Genomic DNA, 22,495 nt, shown 5'->3' on the forward strand with positions numbered 1-22,495 from the left:
TTCACTTATATTTCTATTGCCACATCGCGGCGATTAATTTGGTGATGTTTATGGAGTAGTTGCTGGTTTTGAACGCTGCTGTTGGTAAAAACCCACAACTTTTTGAAGATATGTAGCAGTAAATCCACTGGTGCAGCCTGTATAGCTGCCAGTCATCCACCAGCAACCGACGCCACGCACAGCAGCGGTTTCATTATTATTGGTGGCGAGAAATTGCTTGTTAAACTCACGGCGCGTGATGCAAGAAACTACTTGACGTGCCTTCGCGGGGCTATTTTCAAACTGCGTCGGAGTTAGTTCTTTTTTGAGACAATATTTCGACCAGCCTTTTAAGGTTTCTGGTTTAACTTGCCATTGGCTGTAAAGTCCATCATTTGCGGTGCCGGTCTGCGGTGCAGCTAGTCGCAACGCTTCTACCATTGCCGCGACTTGGGCATTAGAAACCTGTTGTTGTGCTTGAGCTAACAATGATGACAGTCCAAAGCTGACAATCACTCCGCTAAGTAGTAATGCTATCGGGTTTCTCCTCATGATTTTGGATTTATTTTTAGATACCAATATGTAGGATACTACGTTTTTACACTTAGCAATTATCGAAGACTAGAGTGAATGGACATGGGAAAGAGGACTTGGGGACAAGCAGAATTGGGGACAAGGGCGAATGGCACGCTTGAAAAGCTGAAACCTCCTTGCTGGCAGGGTGTGGGAGGTGTGGGAGGATGGGGAGGCAATGCAGCATTTGTTGATATGCAGTTATTCAATTTCTCCTCTTTCTCCCCACACTTCCCACACTCCCCACACTCCCCACACTCAAAAATCTTGTTAGATCAGGGCTTTGCGATTAACAAGCGTGCCATTCGGGACAAGGGCAAATGGCACTAAGAAAAGCTGTAAACTATGCTGTATAAGCATTACAAGTATTGATTCGTTAATAGCAGTGGACGCTTGGCTGCGTAGGCGACTGTTTCGGCTTTTCTTAGTACCATTTGTCCTTAGGCTACAGTGATTCCTAGCGTATAAGAACCAGGATCAAAAGAGCCAGAACTGAAAGTTCCGCCATTTTGAGGGAAGTAATCATAATCACTTACTGAAATGGAGTAAGTACCTGCCCCTAGTGAAGCGGTGATTGATTGAGAAGTACTGGAACTCTGTAAGTTCCCAGCACTATTAAACAGGCCGAGAACTGGATAGTTACCGCTATAATTCGGCGTGTTAATAGTCACAGTTCCTGGGTTAGCTAAAGAAAATGTGAAAAAGTCGAAATCAGGATTGTTCCCTGGAAGTCTTGCCAGTTGAGCAGAGGTATTAACTTCTGAACCTGATGTTAAAGTACCTAGCTTCTCAGCAGTGGCTAGTGTATTGTTTGTCCCTTGTGCAGCATCTTCTTTCTCGTAAAACAGGAAGTCGTCACTATCAAGCTTCAGAGGCGATGCTTGCACAACACCAATGAGTTCATCTAGCTCTCCTGAGTTGTCCAGAAATAGCCTTGTATCGGCTCCCACAGTCTGCAAGCGATAGTCTGCCAGTGTTCCTTTGAGCTGGATTGTATCTTCGTTGGAGTTGAAGCCACTGATGGTAGCGTAGTCTGCCAAACCACCATTTCCACTGTTGTTATCGTCATAAAAGACATTAGTAGCATCTCCAAGTAAGAACCGATCTTCCCCAGGCCCTCCAGTTAGGGTATCAACCTCCCCTAATCCAGGAGAATCAGAACCGTTAGTATCAACGCCTATGAGGACATCATTTCCAGGCCCTCCAAGGAGAGTGTCATTACCGACCCCGCCACTGAGGGTGTCATCGCCTTCTCCTCCTTCGATTTGGTCATTGCCAGCCCCGCCAAACAGGCTGTCATTCCCATTCTCACCCAAGACGAGGTCATTACCTTCCTGACCATCAAGAAAGTCATCACTATCCCCACCAAGCAAGGTGTCATTGCCGCCTCTGCCAAAGAGGGTATCACTGCTGCCTCCTCCAATCAGGGAGTCGTTAAAACTAGAACCAAAGACTTGCTCGATATTGAACAGGACATCATTCCCATCTCCCCCACTGGCAGTTCCAGTGCTAAGGTCAACGGTGACTCCGGCAGTGGCATTTAAATAATCAGCACTATCAATGCCAGTCCCACCAAAGAGTTGGTCATCCCCACCTCCACCTTGGAGTTGGTCGTCGCCGTCCCCACCAAGCAGAATGTCATTGCCGCTGCCGCCTAGCAGGGTATCATTGCCTTCTCTACTAATGAGAGTGTCACTCCCGTCCTCACCAAGCAGAATGTCATTGCCAGCCCCACCAAGCAGGATGTCAATGCCGCTACCGCCAAGCAGGGAGTCATTGCCGTACCCGCCATTGATAAAGTCGTCGTTAGCCCCGCCAAGGAGGGTGTCATTGCCGTTATCGCCAAAGAGGCGGTCATTACCAGCCTCACCATTAACAAAGTCATTCCCGTCCCCAGCACTGATGAAGAAGTCATTGCCAGCTCCGCCAAGGATGGTGTCATTGAACCTAGAACCAACGATTCTTTCAATCTCCAACAGGACATCATTCCTGCCCTGCCCTGTAGCGGTTCCAGTGGCAAGGTTAATCGTGACTCCGGTAGTGGCACTGAAATAATCAGCAGTATCAACACCAACTCCACCCAAGAGTTGGTTATTGCCAGTCCCACCACGCAAGGTGTCATCGCCAGCCCCACCACGGACAATATTGTTGCCTTCCTCGCCATCCAGCAGGTCATTGCCAACTCCACCATCAAGCACGTCATTGCCACCTCTACCAAAGAGGTTGTCATTACCGCGCCCGCCAGTTAGGGAATCGTTGAAACCAGAACCAAAGACTTGTTCGATATTAAACAGGACATCATTCCCGGCCCCACCACTGGCAGTTCCAGTCGCCAGGCTGACGGTGACACCGGCAGTGCTATTTGAATAGTCAGCAGTATCATTGCCAGTCCCACCAAAGATTTTGTCATCCCCGTCCCCTCCTTCTAGTCGGTCATGGCCAGCCCCGCCAAGGATGGTGTCATCGCCAGCCTGACCAGTCAAGTTGTCATTGCCATCCTCACCATCAACCTGGTCATCGCCAGCCCCGCCAAGGAGGGTGTCAAACCCTTCCCCGCCAAAGAGTTGGTCGTCACCGTCTTCTCCAGCGAGTCGGTCATTTCCGTCCCCGCCTTCGAGAAGATCATTGCCAGATCCAGCAAGGAAAGCATCATTACCGAACCCACCAAGCAAGGTGTCGTCACCGCCTTTGCCAAGGAGTTGATCGTCATCCTGCTCGCCATCGAGAAGGTCATTGCCAGATCCACCAAGGAGGACATCATCGCCGAACCCACCAAGTAGGGTGTTCTCGCCGTCCTCACCATTGAGAAGGTCATTGCCGTCCTCGCCATTAAGCGAGTCATTGCCAGCCCCACCCAAGAGGTCATCATTGCCGCCCCGACCAAAGAGGTTATCATCACCGCCCTGACCAAGGATAGCGTCATTCTCAAACGTGCCAATTAGAGTGTTATTCTGGTTGTCTCCAATAATGTCTGCCATATCAATCCCCTCGGTTATAAGTTTGATTCAGAGATATTCGCTGGCAAATATGTTATCTATGAGTAGCCCTGCCAGCCGGGAGAAACCCTAGATAGGTAGTTCAATTTAAAAGTTACAATGAAAGTTACAATAAGTATGTGAGGATCTTGTGAAGAAATACCTTAGCAGAAGAAGAGGTAGAAGTTCCTTCTTTTCGAGACGCTCCGCGAACAAGTGATACAAGCGGATATTGTCTGCGCCAGAGCAAGGCTTCCAGAGAGATTATTAGAAAAAAAACTGTTCAACTCCTCAGTACGAAATCTAGAAGATAAAGTAACAGAAGAACATTTATGGTATGGTCGCAATATCAAAGTAATAAATAGGTTAACAGTGTCTATACAGGACACCGTAGAAAACCAAAAAGAATATCCAAAGGCCAAGTAGTCAAAAGCCCGGATGTGGGTTTCCAATTGCAAAAATTGGTGTGATATTCAGTTTGGTGACAGGAGCCGCCGTTGCTTTATGCATAGACGTTTGGAACACTCATGATATTAAATTAGCAAGAAAACTGTACAGTTCTCTTAAACCCAATGATGTGCTTAGAGGAGATAGAGGTTTTTGTGCTTACGCCGATATGTTTACTATCAAAAAGCTTGATTTTGATGCTGTATTTCGTAAGCATCAATCTCGTACAACAACTATGCGAAAAGGCAAAATTGTTGGAGATTGCGACAAATTAGTTACTTAGTATAAGCCTAGAAGTTGTCCAAAAGGATTGAGTAAAGATGAATTTGATGCTCTACCTAAAACCATAATTGTAAGAGAAATTTACTACTACATCGTTATTCCTGGTTTTCGTACTCAACGAGTTAGTTTAATTACTACTCTCTTAGACAAATAAATTTATTCTACTCTCAAAATTGTTGGACTTTACGGTAAATGTTGGGATGTTGAACTGGATTTAAGACATATAAAAACTACCTTGGGTATGGATATTCTACGATGTCAAACCCCCTCAATGGTACGCAAAGAAATTTATGTTTATTTGCTTGCTTACAATCTACTTCGTAGCTTAATGTGGTCGGCAGGCACTACTTATACGACTCCTCTTTTGCGCCTATCAAATAGGTGAGATGCCATTGGATGTCCGTAAATGGACTCCGAATTTATCGCACTTTGCTAAAAGTTATTGCTCGCAAGGCTGTTCCCGACCGCCCAGGTCGAAGTCAACCACGAGTTCGTAAACGCCGCCCCAAAATTGTACCCCTTAATGACAAAACCCCGGCATGAATTACGTAAACAATTACAAACTGCTTAATTGATAAGCTTTTCCGCTTTTCTTAGTGCCATTCGGGACAAGGGCAAAGACTTGTTGCAACTTCTTACCTCTTGTCACCTTGTCACCTTGTCCCCTTGTCCCCTTGTCCCCTTGTCCCCTTGTCCCCTTGTCTCCGCTACTCCCCTGCTTCTTCCCCAAATTGTTAAGCTGGGTTCCAAGTGCCGTGGAAGCTGTGGGGAATAACGCTAGGTAATCCTAGTTTGCAAACTGGTTCTGCATCCAGGCGATCGCTATCAAATACCCAAACTTCACTACTATGAGTATTAGCATCGTATACAACGGTTAGCACCCAGCCTTGCTCAGGGTTTTGGGCATCTTGGGCGTGGATGGGTTCTGAAGGATAGCGGTTTTCTCCTAAGTCTGCTTCGGTGAGGGTTTCAGTTTTATAGTCAAAACGGGCGATCGCACCTAACCATTCTTTGTCTATATCCCCTCTTTGGGGCATTAATGATACATAAGTATAGCGGCAAGGTTGCCCAACTTGCGATCGCTGCACTACAGGAAATTCACACTTGCGGTTGACAACTTCCTGTATTGCTGTAACTTTACCAGTTTGAGGATTGAGGCGGACTTGCCACAATGTTCCATGAGTTACTGCGTGCGTCTCACCACTTGCAAATTCTCTGAGATACTCATTAGTTTGGTGAAAATCTGCATATCGCACCATGTCCAACACCACGGAACCGTCTTTATCTTCATAGCCGTTGCCAAAATGCCAATTGAACCAAGGATCGGTTTCGCCACGACTCACTAAGGATAAGTTTTCGCGATCGAAGATTAGCACCTGGGTTCCTAATTGAGGTTCCCACAACTGAGATTCGCTAAAGGTAGTCAAACCTAGCAAAAGTGACAGCATTTTCATCCGCATCGGTGGCATGAAAAATACCAGATACCTTTGAGTTAAAACAAAATCATGCATTATCGAGTAGCGATCTAATTTAAAAGCAGTTTTTTGGATAATTTTGCCAGTGCAATCGCTTTTGTAGAGATTCAGTTGTACAGAACTTCCGATACTGATTCCAAAGTTAAAAATCTCGCCTGTGTCTGGATCGCGCTTGTAATGAGCAGAATAAGGTAATCCATTATCCAAAGCGCCTAAATCATCCAATCCCTTCGTTTCTAAAGTTTGCAAATCAAGGCTATATGGATTTGTTGCTTCCCACAAAGCCAACAATTTATCAGGTAAAGCCAACACTGAGGTATTCGCTGCATTCTTGACCTTTTGTCCCCAGCGCTTCCAGATGGGGCCTGGCGGATGCATTCCATAGACACCATAAAGAAATCTATCCGCTTGAGTTTCAGCTAGATATTCTGCTGTTTGCACATAGCGATAGACTCCGGTAGCTCCTGCATCTGTGAAATGAACGCCGAGAATTGCCCCGTCTCCATCAAACCAGTGACCGACACGAGCGCCACCGCGTTCTAGCCGTGCGGGGCCATTGCGGTAAAGAGTGCCACGCAAGCCATCTGGAATTTTGCCAGAAATAATTGACAGCGGAGTAAGGGGAAATTCTTTTGCAGGTTCTGCGATCGCACCAGCCCAAGATTTATTTATTGACTTTTTGATAATAGTCTGCATACTAAAACTTCTCGAAATATTGATATTGCATTTTTACATTGTTGCAATTTTTTCAAGATGTAAAAAATGCAGTGAGCATTGTTGATTTATCAAGAAAGCCTCTTTTCTCCCCTGCCCCCTGCCCCTCTGCCCCTTCTCACTACTCTGGTAAAAAATGCTGAAACTATTAAGATTAGAAGCATCTGCCTACTGAATACTTACTAAAACTTCCCAGCCATGCCTCTGTCACGCATAGTAACGCTGATTGTCGGTCTGATCGTCATTTTGGGGCTAGCCCTATGGCTAATTGATTCCCTGTCACGCCTCTATTGGCAATTATCCTATTCGCCGTTGCTAGGCAATTTACTGCTATTGTTGCTGATTATTCTGATTGGAGCTTTGGTTGCCGCTTTTGTTTATTATGTATTGGTGATTAGATCCGGGGAAAAGCGATCGCGTCGCAACCCGAAACGAGCGACTGCGGCACAAATTCCGGCTGCTAAATCTGACGCAGCTTCTACAACTCTCCAGGCTGTACGGCAACAGGTAGCGCAAATTCAAGATGAAGTCACACGTCAAGCTTTATTAAGTCGATCGCGAGAGATTGAAGCCAACCTCGCACGGGGTGAAATTCAAGTAGTGGTATTTGGTACGGGGAGTGCTGGTAAAACTTCTCTAGTTAATGCGATTATGGGACGCATGGTCGGTCAAGTAGATGCACCGATGGGTACAACTCAGGTTGGAGAAACCTATTGTCTGCGGTTGAAGGGATTAGAACGCAAGATTTTAATTACAGATACGCCGGGGATTTTAGAAGCAGGGGTGGCGGGAACGGAACGGGAACAGATGGCGCGAGAACTGGCGACAGAAGCAGATTTACTGTTGTTTGTGGTAGATAATGACTTACGGCGTTCAGAATATGAGCCGTTGCGGGGGTTGGCAGAAATTGGGAAGCGATCGCTCCTAGTTCTCAACAAAACTGATTTATATACAGATGAAGATAAAGAATCCATCCTTGCGAGATTGCGTCAACGGGTACGGGGATTTATTGCTACTAATGATGTGGTAGCGATCGCTGCTAATCCCCAACCTGCACAATTAGAAACTGGCGAAACCTTCCAGCCGGAACCGGATATTGTCCCTTTGCTGCGGCGCACGGCTGCTGTTTTACGTGCTGAAGGTGAAGATTTGGTGGCGGATAATATTCTTTTGCAATCTCTGCGATTGGGAGATGAAGCGCGAAAACTTATTGATGGCCAGCGTCGCCGCCAAGCTGACAAAATCGTAGAACGGTTTCAATGGATTGGCGCTGGTGTGGTATCAGTTACGCCGATACCAGTTGTAGATTTATTAGCGACAGCCGCAGTCAACGCTCAAATGGTTGTGGAAATTGGCAGAGTGTATGGCTGTGAATTGAATATGGAACGGGGACGAGAATTAGCCCTTTCTTTAGCAAAAACTATCGCCAGTTTAGGCATTGTTAAAGGAGCAATTCAATTATTATCTACGGCGTTGCAACTCAATGTTGCCACCTTTATTATTGGTAGAGCAATTCAAGGCGTGACAGCAGCTTATTTAACGCGAATTGCCGGTAAAAGTTTCATTGAATATTTTCGTCATGACCAAGATTGGGGTGATGGTGGAATGACGGAAGTTGTACAGCGACAGTTTCAAATTAATCGCCGAGATGAATTTATTAAAGCTTTTATTCAGGAAGCGATCGCACGAGTAGTGAAGCCATTACAAGATAAATCTGAGGTGGTTGAACATGATGAAGAAGTCAATAGTTAAATATTGAAAAGCCTTTGTTTGTAATTGTTAGTTTTATGACCACAAACGATATCATCTGTGTGTAGTGTTATACGCTCACTAGAAATCAGGAGTGCAATGAAACTTCAGCAACTAGTAATTGTCAGTGCAGTATTTGTTTGGGCGGCTGTGCCAAAAATTGCGCTTGCAGATGAAGTGTGGAATAGCAGCTATGGCAAGGTGGTCTATCAAAGCGATCGCGGTAAAACTGCTATATGGACTTATCCAGGAGGAACTATCTTCATTGAAGGGCTAGCTGGAATAACGAGCAATCGTGGAATTTATCATGGCTATTGGGTTGGTAACTCCAATGTCAAATGTGACACGTCACGAGAAGATGGGTCAGGCAAGTTAAGCAACACCTGGGGACGATTTTCAATCCGCTTTCAGGTTCCTAATTTTCCCATGCCCTGGGAAGCAAGATGGAGTTATTGTGAGGGCGAACCTACTTTCTCTTGGAACGGAACCCCGCTAAAACAAGCTTCAGTTCAACGCTAAAGTTTATTGACTTTTGTGGCTAAAATTCCCCAAACCTGACTGCAACCGTCTGAGTTGATGGCTGAAGTATTCGCCACTAGTCTTTGAAGGGAGCGGTTTTGTGAGCGATCGCACCGAGAGCCAGCCGTAAATCCGTGCAAAAACAGTTCGTCATCGTGCAGGTTTCGACGCTTGCTTGGCGTATTCTTCTATCAGGAAAGCATAGTCTTCGTAATTGGGCAGAGTCTCGAAGCTATGAACCGCAGAGGTCATCGCCCATAGCAGCTTTTCCCTGGTCCAAGTTTCGATGAAAGGCGCGAACCATGACGCATCATCCAGCATCGTTGCACGCAGGTTGACGAACTCGTCTATTCCTTCCGGGCGAGTAAACATCCAACTCATGCAGTGCGGGCAGAAGTAGTGGCGGGTCGCGCCGTGCAAACCGCCAATGGTCGGCTGACCTTTCAGTATTGAGAACCCAACGCTTGGAATCGCGACGCTTAAAGAAAAAGCGCTGGCAGTCATTCGCTGACAACCCGTGCAGTGGCAAGCCATCGTTAGCAGAGGCGGGGCACTCACCTGAAACCGTATCTGTCCGCAACGGCATCCACCTTCCCAGGGTAAATTCCAGTCGTTCACCATCTGCTGCCTCCGTTCGCTATTCATGTTCCAATTCATAACTAATAATAATATTTTATGGATTATCTGCAAGTAGAAGAAAGAAGAAAGAAAAACGAACCGCAAAGGACGCAAAGGACACAAAGAAAGAAATAAAAAAGTAAAGAAAGAAGTTAAAAGGGTTTGGCGCAACCTCACAAAGAAATGGTATTAGGCAACCCCACAGGCAGAAAACAACTAATTCTTTAGATAGAAGCCTCCGGTAAATATCAGTTTTAGCATGAAAGCTAATTATCCTAATTAATTTTCGGAAAACAATAGTGGGTAGCGCATTGGATATTAACGCTCTTTTATTACTCTCGTTAGATTAAATTTGAAACCCTCTTTTGGCGTTAGTCCGCGCAGGCGGACTTTGTTTATGTAGCCGCGATTTCTAATCGCTGAAGAGCGTTAATTACTGGGCTTTTAAATCATGGCTAGGATGTGTTTTATTGATTTGTGCAAGCAGGGCAATCTGTTTGTCATAAAAATTAGGAGATGATGAAAATGACAATTAATCATGGGATCTTATCTCAACTAGGTGATGGTGATAGTTATTCAGTAGCAGGCGATGTAGCCACCTTTAAAGCTACGAGCGAACAAACTGATGGCAAGTATGCACTGTTTGAAGTAGTACTTGCACCTCAACTAGGTCCGCCGCCACATATTCATAGTCGAGAAGATGAAGCATTCTACATTCTTGAAGGTTCGATTGAGTTTTATCTTGATGAACAAACAGTTGTAGCAACTCCCGGAACATTCTTGCATTCTCCTAAAGGTCAACTCCATAGTTTTAAAAACATTGGTTCTGCACCAGCAAAAATGCTGATTTTGGCTACTCCAGGTGGACTAGAATTTTTTTTGTACCAGTCGGAACTAAAGTAAATAATTCATCAGTTCCACCGTTACCTATAACTCAACAAGTGCTTGATAAAATATTAGCAACGGCTCCAAAATATGGAATTACCATTGTCCTTTCCGAAACTGATAGTTCTCCATAAAATTTGAACTTTTATCCCGAAAGATTTCGATTTTTATGATTATTTAGTTAATCTGGTATTCGGGAGAATTTATATCAAGGTGAAGCATCAATCCCATGTGTTTGATTACACTATCACAAACTTCCGATTATCCAACGCTGGCTCATACTTGAATGGCACGCTTGAATAACTCTAAGAGAATGTTTGAAAAGTTTTATTATCGGTAACAAAACGTTCTAGATCCCCCTAAATACCCCTTTTTAAGGGGTATATTTGATTCCGGTTCCCCCCTTTTTAAGGGGGGCTAGGGGGGATCGGATAGTGCCTAAAATGACAGCCAACCACTTTTCAAACAACCTCTAAGCTATGGTGAATAAGGCTATAGCTTTTAATGACCATCAAGCAGTAATGGTATGAGTCAGGGTTGGTTTATAGATCGCTTGTATAAGTACTGAGTTCACTCAGTATCTAAGCAGCCTGACCCGATATCACCGAAAAGGGATTACGATATACTGAATATAAATTGTAAAAGGAAATAGACCTCATGACCTATCCTGATAATAAGAGTCTGCCAGACAATCAACCGTACAAAATTTACGAATTTAAAAACAATAATCGGGAAATAATACCTGGTTATTTAGTAGTTAGTACTGCAAAACTGAATGTTGAGACAGAAGAAGACAATTCTAATAGGTATTTCTCATCAGTTGCGAATAAAAAGTTTTTTAATATCAATGATGGAGAAGCTGAACCTTCAGCCCAAAAAATGATTGAGAAAATTTCTAAAACTTTGCAATCAAGCTCCGATCCAGAAATAATTATCAATATTCATGGATATAGTTCTACACCATCGGATACAGAGACGGGATGCAACAAGATTTATGAATATGTTAATACACATATTGAACAACCCAATAAGTATATTTTTATCGGATACAGATGGCCATCAGAAAATCCTATAAAAACGGATGAGTCTGGTTCCTTTGGGCAAAAGCTAATCAACGCACTTTCTTCTCTACCAACTTTACTAGCTATTAATTTAGCTTTGGGACTAACAATTAGTATATGGTCTGCCATAGCTTTATTATTCCTAAATATTTTGAGTAATAGTGCTGTCCACTTTTTCACAGCGATGTTAATTTTATCTGGGATTGTATCTTCAATTATATTTACACTAATTATTCTCAGGATATCTACTTATTTTCGTGATATTTACAGAGCAAGTAATTATGGAACTACAGATTTAGTTGAATTGATCAGACAGTTGGATTACACAGTAAAACTTCCCCCAAACAAGCGTATTAAATTATCTTTTATTAGTCATAGTATGGGGTGTTTTGTAGTTACAGATGTAATTCGGATTCTCTCTGATGTTTTTGATGTTAAATCTATTAATAAAAAACCGAATTCGGATATCGGCAATGTATTCCAATTAGGCAGGCTTGTGTTAGTTGCACCTGATATTCCTGTAGAAAGTATCTTGCCAGGACGTGCTAATTTTCTTCGTTCTTCTTTACGTCGTTGTGAAGAAGCTTATATATTTTGTAATGAAGGAGACCTAGCGTTACGATTTACTTCTACTGCCGCAAATTATTTTAGTTTCCCATCGCGAACTCGTATTAGTGGGTACAGGCTTGGTAATATAACAGTTAAACATTTCAACAATAAAAATGATTCAGTGGGTCACACACCCAGATATGGAGTTGTTAATTTACACAAACAAGACTATGGCAAAGGTTACAGGCTTGATAATCCTTATAAATATTTAGAAATTCGTTCGTCTAGTAGCGAACATAGAAAACTTGAAGAAATAACTGAAATGTCAGAAGACTTGGTACAACCCGCAGATGTATTTACATATTTTGACTGTACAGATTATAAAGATGACCGGATGAATCAGATTGGAATAGTTAGTTCTGCCATCCAAAAGCCAGCGATAAATTTTGGGAATTATATTTTGCTCACCTTGGCATTTATTCGGAAGTCTTTTAAGAATACGGATCGTCAAGGTGTTGATACCCACACGGGATATTTTGAAGGTGTTTTTAGTCAGAAAGCTATTTATGAATTAGCTTTTTTAGGATTTCAAGGATTTTTGCGATCTTTGTCAATTGAAGGAGGCGAGTCCGAGCAAATTAGCATTTTTTCTCAAAAATGCCACGAAAAGCAAATTCAAGTGATTCTTGCGCCGCAAATTTATCAAGAAAAGACTCAAGATTAGACAAGAGATTCGTAAGTAAAGGGTAAAGGGTAAAGGGTAAAGGGTAAAGGGTAAAGGGTAAAGGGTAAAGGGTAAAGGGTAAAGGGTAAAGGGTAAAGGGTAAAGGGTAAAGGGTAAAGGTTTTTTCTTTACCCTTTACCCTTAATCGACAAGTAGTCACATTTCTCTCTTGCTCTTTCTTCTTCCCATTGCCTTTAGCACTTGCTGGGCAAACTCGACATCCTGATGGTCAATTGCAGGTTGTAAAGTATTTTTTCTACAAGGCAGCTATTATAAACATCAATCTCCCGGTTAAGAATGTAGCACCGCCAATACTTCGCATTTTGTTTGCAAAGTATTTGTTTTACTAAAAAAAGTATTTTTTCTACGCAACAATACTTAAGAAAAATTAACTTATATCTAAAGTGTAAAAATTCTGGTTATTTATTTTTAAAGTATTCCGGAAACAGGAGGGAATGTCAGAAAAACTAGATAAAAGGACTTACTGAGTAACCAGGTCATGACCCACCACATAATCGGTAAATTACTACAAGGGCGTTACCAAGTTGTCCAAAGCCTCGGTGCAGGGGTGTTTGGGCAAACATACATTGCTGTAGATGTAGATTATCCAGAGAATCCCAAATGCGTTATTAAGCAGATTAAAGTTAGCAGTTCTGAATCCGGCTACTTGGAGATGCTGAGGTTACTGTTTCTGACTGAAACTGAAACCCTGAAGCTTCTGGGAAGCCATGACCAAATTCCTGAATTCATCACCTGCTTTGAAGAAAACGAGCGATTTTATTTAGTGCAAGAGTGTATTGAAGGACATGCGCTGACTGCGGAATTGCCCATCGATCAATATTTTGGGTGTCTGTGGAGTGAAAGCGAAGTTGTACAATTTTTGATAGATGTCTTAGGTATTCTAGAATTTGTCCACTCTCAAGGCGTGATCCATTGCGATATCAAGCCGGAAAACTTGATCAGGCGCGATCGCGATCGCAAGTTAGTTATGATTGACTTTGGCTCAATCCAGTCGATCGATTTTGGCATAGGTGCAGAATTGCCCATTTATAGAATTCCCGTCACTTCATTGGGATACATACCGCCAGAGCAATTTATTGGTCAAACACAGCCCAATAGTGATATTTATGCTTTGGGTATGATTGCTATCCAGGCTTTAACAGGGCTAGAACCACTACAATTAAAAACCGATCCTTCTACTAATGAAATTTTTTGGCGTTCTCAAAACACGCCAGTTAACGATTATTTAGCTGCTATTCTCAGCCAAATGATACGTTATAATCACCAAGACCGCTTTCAGTCTGCGGGTGAAGTACTGCGGGTACTCAAACAAATAATCTGGGAACCTCAGCCATCAGAAACATTACAGGAAGATTCTCAATTTTCTCTAGAAGTAGCAAAAAATCCTGCGTCTGGGAAATTATCCCCATTATTCACAGGAATGAAAGTAGGGCTGGCAGCTAATTCTTTATTGATGGGATTTGGTGTATATTCTTTAGTGAATACTGCACCTGCATATTCAGAAACAGATACTTTATTTAAAGCAAAAAAAGAATATCAAGCAGGAGATTTAGAAGAAGCGATCGCACTCGCTAAATCAATTCCTTCTCACAGCAATGTTTATCCAGAAGCGCAAGCCACAATTGAAGAATGGCAAGAACAATGGCAAGTAGCTGCACAGCAATACGAAATAGCACAATTAGCTTTTCAGGAGAGCAGATGGTCAGATGTTCTTCATGCTGCTGCAAAAGTTCCCAAGATTTTATATTGGCAATCTAAAACAGATAAAATAGTTCAAAAAGCATCTGTCAACATTGAAATACAGACGCAAGATTTATTAGCAAAAGCTTACGAAAAAGCTGCTGACAAAGATTTTTCTGCCGCCTTACAATATCTGCGTCAAATTCCTCAAGAAAGTCATGCGGGTGCTTTAGTTCAAGATAAGTTAGCTGAATACAATCGAAAGCGGCAGATCAGGGCAGCCTACTTTTTACAAAAAGCTTATAAAAAAGCATCTATTGGTGATTTCGATCGAGCTGTAAAATTTCTCAGAAATATTCCCAACGATACTTTAGTTTATGCTCAAGCTCAAGTCAAATTGAATGAGTATACTCAAAAACAACGCGTACTGACTGACAATCAAAAGATAGCTTCTACAAAAAGAACAAATTCCTTCGTCCCTAAAAACTCAGTTACTAAGGTTGAATATCTTCAAGGAGTAAATTACCTTCAAGAAGTTAATATTCGGTAGGTTGAGTAATTCGTAATTCCTAATGACGCTCTTGCTTGCTTCCCTGTAGGGGAACGATGGGGGATAAGGGGAATAACCCATTGCACGAAATCCTAACTATAATTTTTTATTCCTAAAAGATTCTCTTTTTAGCAGCAATAAACCCGTAGCTATAAAACCTAGAGCCAAAACATTGTCTGGTTCAGGAATATCAGTACTGCGAATACTCAAGAAATTAATGCCAATAGCTTGATCGTTCACAGAGCTACTATAAACTAGTTTTGAAATATTTGCACTATCACTACTTACACCAAGAAAAACCGCTGAATTATCTATTACACTCGAAGAATTTCCTAGAGTAGAAAAACTTCCCAAAAGATTATTTTGGTCATCAAAAGCTGAGATAAACGCTGTAAATTGTGGTGTATTATCCACTGCTATTTGCGTTCCTGCACTTTGTATCTGTTGATTGAATGTAATAGTTAGTGGACTTGGATTTCCATTAGATAAGTTTCCAGGTTTAAACCCAGCAAAAAGAATGTAATCTCCATTAGAAAAGTTAGTTGAAAGGCTTGGTGTATTTTGGAATACAAAAGGTCTAGAATTTTCAACTGATGGAATATTTACACCTAACCCCAGTCCTTTTTCCGAAGTAGTTTCAAAAGAACTGGGTAAAAGATTGGCTGTTGTCCGCTGTCCTAAACTGATAGGTGTCCCAAATCTTAAGCTCGACCAATCTACTTTGTCATTAGCTTTCAAATCGTCTCGATTAGTCACTAATGTCAAAGCTTTTACTGATAAAGGGCAAGCAGTTGTAAATAGTACTGCAAAAGCAGCAAAAGACAAACTTTGTAGAGAATGTCTAATTATTCGAGGTGTCATAAAATGTAGGGAAAAGCTTTGTTTTCAGTTATTTAGAGACGGTTTATTATTTATTCTTTTACACAAGTTTTTATGTTCAAGTTGAGGAAGTTTTCAATCTGCTGACTCTGTTGTTCCTCAATCTTAAACCTGAATTCTGACGCTGTATTTACTTGTATAAGGAGGTTAGTTTTATTTCCACATCTAAATTGTAGAAGCTAGCGACTAACCTCCTCATACTTTTCTGATGTCTTTTAATCAGTTGCAAAAAATTTTCGCAGCAAAGTAGAGGCTTAGTTACAAATTAAATTATGCCCCTAAAAATTTTATTAGTGGGCCTGTAATAAGAATAACAGCGTCCTTAGCACCATCCACGGTGTACTTGGTGGTATCTAAAGTGTTGTTTACAGTCTGACCAGTAGCATCACCTGCCCCATCTAAGGGTTTTCCAAGGCTACCACCATTGCAGCTTTTCAGTTCTTCTTCACTAAGCTCAGTAAAAAAGGAGTCGAGATTTTGAATGTTCATAGTATGATTGCTGGTTTTAATAAATCTATTTTTAATATACTATAAATACGGCAAATTAATGCAGCAAGTATGTGGTCAATTCTTCCCAATTGCAGCCATATCAATACTACATTTAGGATTTAGTAATACTACACAAGCAAGTAGTGATTGATTGGCTCTCATGTTTGCACCAGTAGTAATTCACACTTTAGATAGCTGTTGAGAGAATATTTGCAGCATAAAGTAGCAATTGACTCAAAAATTCTTGAAGAAAGTAGATATGCAAACCAAACAGCTTGGAAATTCGGAGCTTAACATCACTCCAATCGGCTTTGGTGCTTGGGCGATTGGTGGAGGTGGATGGGCTTTTGGCTGGGGAGAGCAAGATGACCAAGAATCGATCGCAGCGATCAATGGCGCTCTCGATCTTGGCGTTAATTGGATTGACACCGCAGCTATTTATGGTTTAGGGCATTCTGAAGAGGTTGTTGCTAAAGCGCTCAAAGGTCGATCTAGTCGCCCCTACATTTTTACGAAATGCTCAATGATCTGGGATGAAAAGGGCGAAATTGGTCGCAGTCTGAAAGCGGATTCTGTGCGGCGGGAGGTTGAAGCCAGTCTGCGCCGACTAGAGGTTGAAACCATCGACCTCTACCAAATCCACTGGCCCAACCCTGACTCAGATATCGAAGAAGGCTGGACAACTCTGGCCAAGCTCAAAGATGAGGGTAAGGTTCGCTATATCGGAGTTTCCAATTTCAATGTCGAACAGTTGAAACGTATCCAACAGATTGCACCAGTTACGTCATTGCAACCGCCTTATTCGCTGGTGAAGCCCGATGTCGAAAAGGAGATTCTGCCTTTTTGTAAGGAAAATAACATAGGTGTGATTGTTTATTCACCGATGCAATCTGGCTTGCTCACAGGAAAGATGACACCTGAGCGGGTGGCTAATTTCCCAGATAATGATTGGCGCAAAAACAGTAGTGAATTTCAGGAGCCACGTCTATCTCGTAACCTGAAGCTAGTCGAAGTGTTGCAACACATTGGTAAACAACACGATCGCTCCCCAGGTGAAGTAGCGATCGCTTGGACTTTAAATAATCCGGCGGTGACTGCGGCGATCGTTGGCGGACGCAATCCCAAGCAGGTGGAAGGAATCATTGGTGCTGGAGAATTCCGCCTCGATCGGCAAGAACTAAATGATATTGATACTTTCCTGCGCGAGAATCCATAAAATCTCGGGTGGAAAACCTCATAAACTGGATTTTCTCACTTGTGAGAAATCCAAGGGGTGTGGGAGGTGTGGGAGGTGTGGGGAGTGTGGGGGGAAGAAGTCTTACCCCCCACACTCCCCACACTCCCCACACTCCTCTTCCCCTGAAGCCTACACTATGCGTGAGAAATCCGGGATAAACCCCACGATTTTAGCCGGGGGTTTATTCATACTTTTATTTTGTCGCTACGCCAATAATATGAGGACTAACAATTGGTAATTGTGCATCAAATCGCTCATAATTGATGCTACTAAAACCAGCTTTTCCTAATGCTATCCAAGTTTCTCTATCTGGATGACAACCATCACCTATTGTTTTCCAAATTGGACTAACTGTGTTTTGTATTTGTCGCAATGAACTTCCTTGAGGTGCGGCAACATGTTCAATAAATAAGAAGCGTCCGCCTGGTTTAAGTACTCTTAAAATTGCCTGCAATGTATAATCTATATTCGGCACTGAACATAAAACTAATGTACTAACAACAGTATCGATGCTGTTATCTTCGGCATCTAACCATTCAGCATTCCCAATGCGGAGGTCGATGTTTAAACCCAGTTTTTCTGCTTGTTTTTGGAGAGAGGAATGCGTCTGTGAATTTGGTTCGATTCCGATCCAATGGATATCTTTAGGATAGTAAGGTAAGTTAGCTCCTGTTCTGGGGCTAATTTCTAACACTTTACCTTGGAGATTAGCAAAAAGAGAACGTTTGCGATCGCTGACAATTTTATCATATTTACTACTACTTGAAGCCATCATCCAGGCAAAAAAATATTTACCAACGTTTGCAAAAATATTATTTTTTGAATCTCCAATAATTTGGTTTACAGTCATTATCTACTTCCTAATTTTTGAGCCGAGAAATTGGGGTACTACACAACCATTTGATAGCCTCAAGGTACAATACTTCGTGTTCGTTGTACCTCACCCATTAGACTCACCTGATAGGATGAATTTAATTAACGTATTAGGCGTAGCGACTGACCGTAAGATATCACAGAAAGGACAAAAGGATAGAGGCGTTTATATATACGATGCCTACGGCGGGCTTTGCCTACGCTATGGTTATACAATTTTGGGTAATTATAGCCAGAGATTTTTGAATAGCCGCTTTGGTTTCATTACCTAACGCAAAGTATCCCCGTCCAAAATCAGAAGTGGCGGATCTTTGACAACAGTATGGGCGATGCTTGGGGTTTTTCTTAGCCTACGCAATTTGCTGTGGCTGACTTCCAGAAAATTTCTGACCCCATCTGCCAACAAGTTAAAGAGATAGCTACTTTCTATTTTAAGTATTCGTGATAAAAGTTAATATAACTGCGGATGTTATAATCCAAAGTGGGTTTTGCAAAACAGCGTTTATTGAACTCCAATCGCTCTAATGAAGTACGGGATACCAAATTTGCAGCGGTAGTAACTTAAATTATACGACGAATAGTGACATAAAAATCAACTGAACACAATTGTTTCATTCAATAAAAACTATGAGCTTTAAACTTCAAGCTTTGCAACTTCCGACTCTCCAGAAAAAATCCGAAGGGCCAATTGTAATTGCTTGGCAGAAATTTCTTTTAGATTATGACTTCCCTATTGCTGCCGTTGATGGAGATTTTGGGAATATTACAACTCAAGCAACTCGTGATTATCAGACTAGTAATGCTTTAACAGTAACGGGAATTGTCGATACTGCTACTTATAAAAAAGCACTAGAGCAAGGTTTTGCAATTTATTTCGCTATCTATACCAATGCCGGGAAAAAATTCTTAACCTATCTTAACTTTGGAGATAATGAGGTCAAGGACTTACAAAAAAGTTTAACAGCAATCGGTCGTTTGAATCCGCCGTTAGTAGCTGATGGAGATTTTGGCCCCAACAGTACAAAAGGGCTAGCCGAAACTTATAAAATCAGAGATATCAATTTTCGAGCCGAATTAGCTCAACAGCTTTCTAATACAACAAAAACCAAGCTTGGCATTGATTTGGAGTTGGCTTTAGACAACATAACTGAATACGCCAAAAAATTAAGAGAACGATTGAGTGGAAAAGCTTGGGTTAATGTTTTCCCCGACAGCGACTTAATTGATGATTTAGCTTCTCCCTTCCGTCAAAAAGTACAAGCTTTTGAGCAAGCCTTAAAAAATGCCGGAGCTAATATCAGTGTAGCTTCAGTATTCCGTCCCTCGGAAAGAGCTTATTTAATGCACTATGCTTTCCGTATTAGTAATAATGAAATCGCTGCCAAAGATGTTCCACCTATGCCTAATGTAGATATTAATTGGCTACATTACACCAATGCTGGTTCTGTCCAAGCTGCTAAAGAAATGGTGTCTGCTTATAATATTGCTTTTCGACCTGTTCTTACCTCTCGTCATACCCAAAGATTAGCAATTGATTGGGAAATTACTTGGTCAGGAACCTTAAATATCAAAAACGCTAACGGAACGACAGTTAGTATTAATCAGCCACGAACCAGTTATGAAAATTCTACTTTATGGCAGGTTGGGCGTTCTTACGGTGTGATTAAATTATCTAGCGATCGCCCCCACTGGTCAAATGATGGACATTAATGCCTTGGAGGAACCGCATATATGGAGAACGCAGTTCCAAAGTTCAAAGTGAAATTATTGAAGAAGAATTCAGGAGTGGAGCAAGGAAAGCTCCGCCAAGGCTCCAAAATAACTCTTCGTAGGGGATTTCTATTTGCGTCTCTCAATCTCTGCATATTTTTTGAGTACGGTAAACCGTATTGGCTCGTTAGTTCACAAAGATTCATTAAATTGTTAAGTTTAGTTACATAAATAAGTAAAAAAAAGCTGCAAACGTTGTTAAATGGGAAAAATTATGAGAAACGGTAGTATACTTGAATATCGAGAGAAGCTGAACAACTTTGCCTTACCGTTAGCGAGTCTTCTCCCAAACATAGATGCAAGGGCTAACGAGCATCATGAGCCTTACAGCCCGTCGTAGACATTGCTCAGATGCGAATATACCAGCATTTTTGACTAGTCTTTAATCAAGTTTCTCAAAGCGTTAAGGGAAATAAGGAACAGGGGAAGCAGGGGAAAAGTAATGCTCAATGCCCACTTGCCCATATCCTATGCCCAATTTTCAAGTTAGTTTTCATTATTTAAGGATTGGTAAAATCTATGGGAATTAAAGAACAGCCTAAGTTACCTCGGTTTCGGATCGTTGCTAATATATTACTGGCAGTATCAGGACTATTCCTGCTCTTAAATTTATTTTTGCCTGGTTTATTTGCTTCTGGCCCTGCTGGTGTTCCTTATAGCCTATTTATCCATCAAGTACAGGAAGGGGAAGTCAGCCGTGTTTCCGTTGGTCAAAACCAGATTATTTACCAATTAAAAGCAGAAAATGCCGAGCCGGCTCAAGTGTTTGCAACGACACCAATCTTTGATTTAGAATTACCCAAACTTCTAGAAGAAAAGGGAGTTGAGTTCGCTGCTACACCGCCACCCAAAAATACTTGGTTTACAACCCTCTTAAGTTGGGTGATTCCACCACTGATTTTTATTGGTATTTGGCAGTTCTTTCTCGCTCGTGGTGGTGGTGGCGGTGGCCCGCAAGGTGCGCTTTCCATTGGTAAGAGCAAAGCTAAGGTTTACGTTGAAGGCGAATCCGCGAAAATCACCTTTGCAGATGTGGCTGGGGTAGAAGAAGCAAAAACTGAGTTAGTAGAAATTGTAGATTTCCTCAAGACTCCGGCACGGTTTACGCAAATTGGCGCTAGGATTCCCAAAGGTGTGCTGTTAGTTGGCCCTCCTGGTACTGGTAAGACACTTTTAGCGAAAGCCGTAGCAGGAGAAGCAGGAGTTCCATTCTTCAGCATCTCTGGTTCCGAGTTTGTCGAATTGTTTGTCGGTGTCGGTTCTTCTAGAGTCCGGGATTTGTTTGAACAGGCTAAAAAACAAGCTCCCTGTATTATATTCATTGATGAATTGGATGCGATTGGTAAGTCTCGTAGCAGTAACGGCTTCTACGGTGGTAACGATGAACGAGAACAAACTCTCAACCAATTACTAACTGAGATGGATGGGTTTGCGGCTGGGGATGCAACGGTAATTGTGCTAGCTGCTACTAACCGCCCCGAAGTACTAGACCCTGCATTGCTGCGTCCAGGACGCTTTGACCGCCAAGTGTTGGTAGACCGTCCCGATTTATCCGATCGTGAAGCAATTCTCAAGATTCACGCTCAAAAGGTAAAATTAGGAGATGATGTAAATTTAAAAGCGATCGCTACTCGTACCCCAGGTTTTGCTGGCGCAGATTTGGCAAACTTAGTGAACGAAGCCGCATTATTGGCAGCGCGCAATCTCCGTGAAAGGGTAGCTCAAGAAGACTTTGCCGAAGCAATTGAGCGGGTAGTCGCCGGTCTAGAGAAGAAGAGTCGCGTGATGAACGAGACTGAGAAAAAGATTGTTGCATACCATGAAGTTGGTCACGCAATGGTCGGGGCGCTCACAACCGGAAACGGTCGTGTAGAAAAGATTTCGATTATTCCTCGTGGGATGGCAGCTTTGGGCTACACTCTGCAATTACCAACTGAAGACCGCTTTTTGATGAATGAAGCAGAATTGCGGGGTCAGATTGCAACCTTGTTAGGTGGACGTTCCGCTGAAGAGATTGTATTTAACAGTATTACCACAGGTGCTTCCAACGATTTGCAACGAGCAACTGACTTGGCAGAACGGATGGTAACAGCTTATGGTATGAGCAAAGTTTTAGGGCCATTAGCTTACCAACAAGGACAACAAGCAGCATTCCTGGGTAATGGTGGGGCTAATCCTCGACGGGCGGTAAGTGAAGACACATCCAAAGCCATTGATAGCGAAGTCAAGGAAATCGTGGAAACAGCCCACGAACAAGCCCTAGAGATTCTCAGACAGAATCGAGACTTGCTAGAAGCGATCGCTACTCAACTCTTAGAAACAGAGGTCATTGAAGGCGAAAAACTGCACAGTTTGTTGAGTCAAGTTAAACCTGTAACTCATTCGTAATTAAGAAAGTCAGATTTCATCCACAAAGGTACGCAGAGAATAACTTTGCGTACCTTTG

20 protein-coding genes are annotated in these 22,495 nt (G+C 42.3%); 12 read left to right on the forward strand and 8 right to left on the reverse strand.

Translation table 11 applies throughout. From position 1 onward, the window contains the following. Positions 1 to 48: 48 nt before the first annotated feature. The gene (locus tag V7K84_RS33310) at positions 49 to 531 is read right to left on the reverse strand and encodes a hypothetical protein (protein WP_334844636.1); all 483 of its coding nucleotides are present in this window, start codon (positions 529 to 531) and stop codon (positions 49 to 51) included. A gap of 84 nt (positions 532 to 615) precedes the next feature. Between V7K84_RS33310 and V7K84_RS33315 the strand changes: the two genes are divergently transcribed. After that, complete coding sequence (locus V7K84_RS33315) at positions 616 to 882, forward strand: hypothetical protein (protein ID WP_334844638.1); 267 nt, start codon at positions 616 to 618, stop codon at positions 880 to 882. 110 nt (positions 883 to 992) lie between these two features. On the opposite strand, the gene V7K84_RS33320 is transcribed toward V7K84_RS33315, so the two are convergent. Then, positions 993 to 3,530 (reverse strand): calcium-binding protein, encoded by a 2,538-nt coding sequence (locus V7K84_RS33320; RefSeq protein WP_334844640.1) that lies wholly within the window; start codon positions 3,528 to 3,530, stop codon positions 993 to 995. Positions 3,531 to 4,005: 475 nt separating this feature from the next. On the opposite strand from V7K84_RS33320, the gene V7K84_RS33325 reads away from it, so the two are divergent. Together V7K84_RS33325 and V7K84_RS34385 are read left to right on the forward strand one after the other, a co-directional pair. After that, a complete protein-coding gene (locus V7K84_RS33325; RefSeq protein WP_334844641.1) occupies positions 4,006 to 4,257 on the forward strand; it encodes a hypothetical protein in 252 nt (83 codons plus the stop codon). A gap of 207 nt (positions 4,258 to 4,464) precedes the next feature. Continuing rightward, positions 4,465 to 4,641, forward strand: a complete 177-nt coding sequence (locus V7K84_RS34385; RefSeq protein WP_442941031.1) for a hypothetical protein — start codon at positions 4,465 to 4,467, stop codon at positions 4,639 to 4,641. A 349-nt stretch (positions 4,642 to 4,990) separates the two neighbouring features. Here the strand turns inward: V7K84_RS34385 and V7K84_RS33330 are convergent, their stop codons facing one another. After that, positions 4,991 to 6,427, reverse strand: a complete 1,437-nt coding sequence (locus V7K84_RS33330; RefSeq protein WP_334844643.1) for a carotenoid oxygenase family protein — start codon at positions 6,425 to 6,427, stop codon at positions 4,991 to 4,993. 216 nt (positions 6,428 to 6,643) lie between these two features. On the opposite strand from V7K84_RS33330, the gene V7K84_RS33335 reads away from it, so the two are divergent. Together V7K84_RS33335 and V7K84_RS33340 are read left to right on the forward strand one after the other, a co-directional pair. After that, entirely contained in the window at positions 6,644 to 8,197 is a 1,554-nt protein-coding gene (locus V7K84_RS33335) for a YcjF family protein (RefSeq protein ID WP_099100707.1), read from the forward strand. Positions 8,198 to 8,293: 96 nt separating this feature from the next. Continuing rightward, positions 8,294 to 8,713 (forward strand): hypothetical protein, encoded by a 420-nt coding sequence (locus V7K84_RS33340; RefSeq protein ID WP_334844644.1) that lies wholly within the window; start codon positions 8,294 to 8,296, stop codon positions 8,711 to 8,713. Here V7K84_RS33340 and V7K84_RS33345 read toward each other — a convergent pair. Both V7K84_RS33345 and V7K84_RS33350 read right to left on the reverse strand, forming a co-directional pair. After that, positions 8,710 to 8,853, reverse strand: coding sequence for a hypothetical protein (locus V7K84_RS33345; RefSeq protein ID WP_334844646.1), 144 nt, complete (start codon positions 8,851 to 8,853; stop codon positions 8,710 to 8,712). The genes V7K84_RS33340 and V7K84_RS33345 overlap by 4 nt on opposite strands. A gap of 10 nt (positions 8,854 to 8,863) precedes the next feature. Next, positions 8,864 to 9,370 (reverse strand): GFA family protein, encoded by a 507-nt coding sequence (locus V7K84_RS33350; RefSeq protein WP_334844648.1) that lies wholly within the window; start codon positions 9,368 to 9,370, stop codon positions 8,864 to 8,866. 486 nt (positions 9,371 to 9,856) lie between these two features. Between V7K84_RS33350 and V7K84_RS33355 the strand changes: the two genes are divergently transcribed. The 3 genes from V7K84_RS33355 to V7K84_RS33365 all read left to right on the forward strand — a co-directional run bounded on the left by V7K84_RS33355 (position 9,857) and on the right by V7K84_RS33365 (position 14,801). Further along, positions 9,857 to 10,234: a cupin domain-containing protein gene (locus tag V7K84_RS33355; RefSeq protein WP_334844650.1), complete on the forward strand. Its 378-nt coding sequence runs from the start codon at positions 9,857 to 9,859 to the stop codon at positions 10,232 to 10,234. A 639-nt stretch (positions 10,235 to 10,873) separates the two neighbouring features. Continuing rightward, entirely contained in the window at positions 10,874 to 12,550 is a 1,677-nt protein-coding gene (locus V7K84_RS33360) for an alpha/beta hydrolase (RefSeq protein ID WP_334844652.1), read from the forward strand. 499 nt (positions 12,551 to 13,049) lie between these two features. Then, positions 13,050 to 14,801: a protein kinase domain-containing protein gene (locus V7K84_RS33365; RefSeq protein WP_334844654.1), complete on the forward strand. Its 1,752-nt coding sequence runs from the start codon at positions 13,050 to 13,052 to the stop codon at positions 14,799 to 14,801. A 96-nt stretch (positions 14,802 to 14,897) separates the two neighbouring features. On the opposite strand, the gene V7K84_RS33370 is transcribed toward V7K84_RS33365, so the two are convergent. Next, entirely contained in the window at positions 14,898 to 15,662 is a 765-nt protein-coding gene (locus V7K84_RS33370; protein ID WP_334844657.1) for a hypothetical protein, read from the reverse strand. A 288-nt stretch (positions 15,663 to 15,950) separates the two neighbouring features. Then, the gene (locus V7K84_RS33375; protein WP_334844659.1) at positions 15,951 to 16,169 is read right to left on the reverse strand and encodes a hypothetical protein; all 219 of its coding nucleotides are present in this window, start codon (positions 16,167 to 16,169) and stop codon (positions 15,951 to 15,953) included. A 259-nt stretch (positions 16,170 to 16,428) separates the two neighbouring features. Between V7K84_RS33375 and V7K84_RS33380 the strand changes: the two genes are divergently transcribed. Next, positions 16,429 to 17,385 (forward strand): aldo/keto reductase, encoded by a 957-nt coding sequence (locus V7K84_RS33380; RefSeq protein WP_334844661.1) that lies wholly within the window; start codon positions 16,429 to 16,431, stop codon positions 17,383 to 17,385. A gap of 214 nt (positions 17,386 to 17,599) precedes the next feature. On the opposite strand, the gene V7K84_RS33385 is transcribed toward V7K84_RS33380, so the two are convergent. After that, positions 17,600 to 18,256 carry a class I SAM-dependent methyltransferase gene (locus tag V7K84_RS33385; protein WP_334844664.1) on the reverse strand — a complete coding sequence of 219 codons (657 nt, stop codon included), beginning with the start codon at positions 18,254 to 18,256 and terminating at the stop codon, positions 17,600 to 17,602. 115 nt (positions 18,257 to 18,371) lie between these two features. Between V7K84_RS33385 and V7K84_RS33390 the strand changes: the two genes are divergently transcribed. From V7K84_RS33390 to ftsH4, 3 genes are all read left to right on the forward strand, one after another. After that, positions 18,372 to 18,551, forward strand: coding sequence for a hypothetical protein (locus tag V7K84_RS33390; RefSeq protein WP_334844666.1), 180 nt, complete (start codon positions 18,372 to 18,374; stop codon positions 18,549 to 18,551). 355 nt (positions 18,552 to 18,906) lie between these two features. Next, the gene (locus tag V7K84_RS33395; protein ID WP_334844668.1) at positions 18,907 to 19,989 is read left to right on the forward strand and encodes a peptidoglycan-binding domain-containing protein; all 1,083 of its coding nucleotides are present in this window, start codon (positions 18,907 to 18,909) and stop codon (positions 19,987 to 19,989) included. A 579-nt stretch (positions 19,990 to 20,568) separates the two neighbouring features. Next, positions 20,569 to 22,437, forward strand: a complete 1,869-nt coding sequence (gene ftsH4 / locus V7K84_RS33400; RefSeq protein WP_334844670.1) for an ATP-dependent zinc metalloprotease FtsH4 — start codon at positions 20,569 to 20,571, stop codon at positions 22,435 to 22,437. The last annotated feature ends 58 nt before the right edge of the window (positions 22,438 to 22,495 follow it).

The sequence above is a fragment of the Nostoc sp. genome (assembly GCF_036917315.1).
GTDB lineage: Bacteria > Cyanobacteriota > Cyanobacteriia > Cyanobacteriales > Nostocaceae > Nostoc.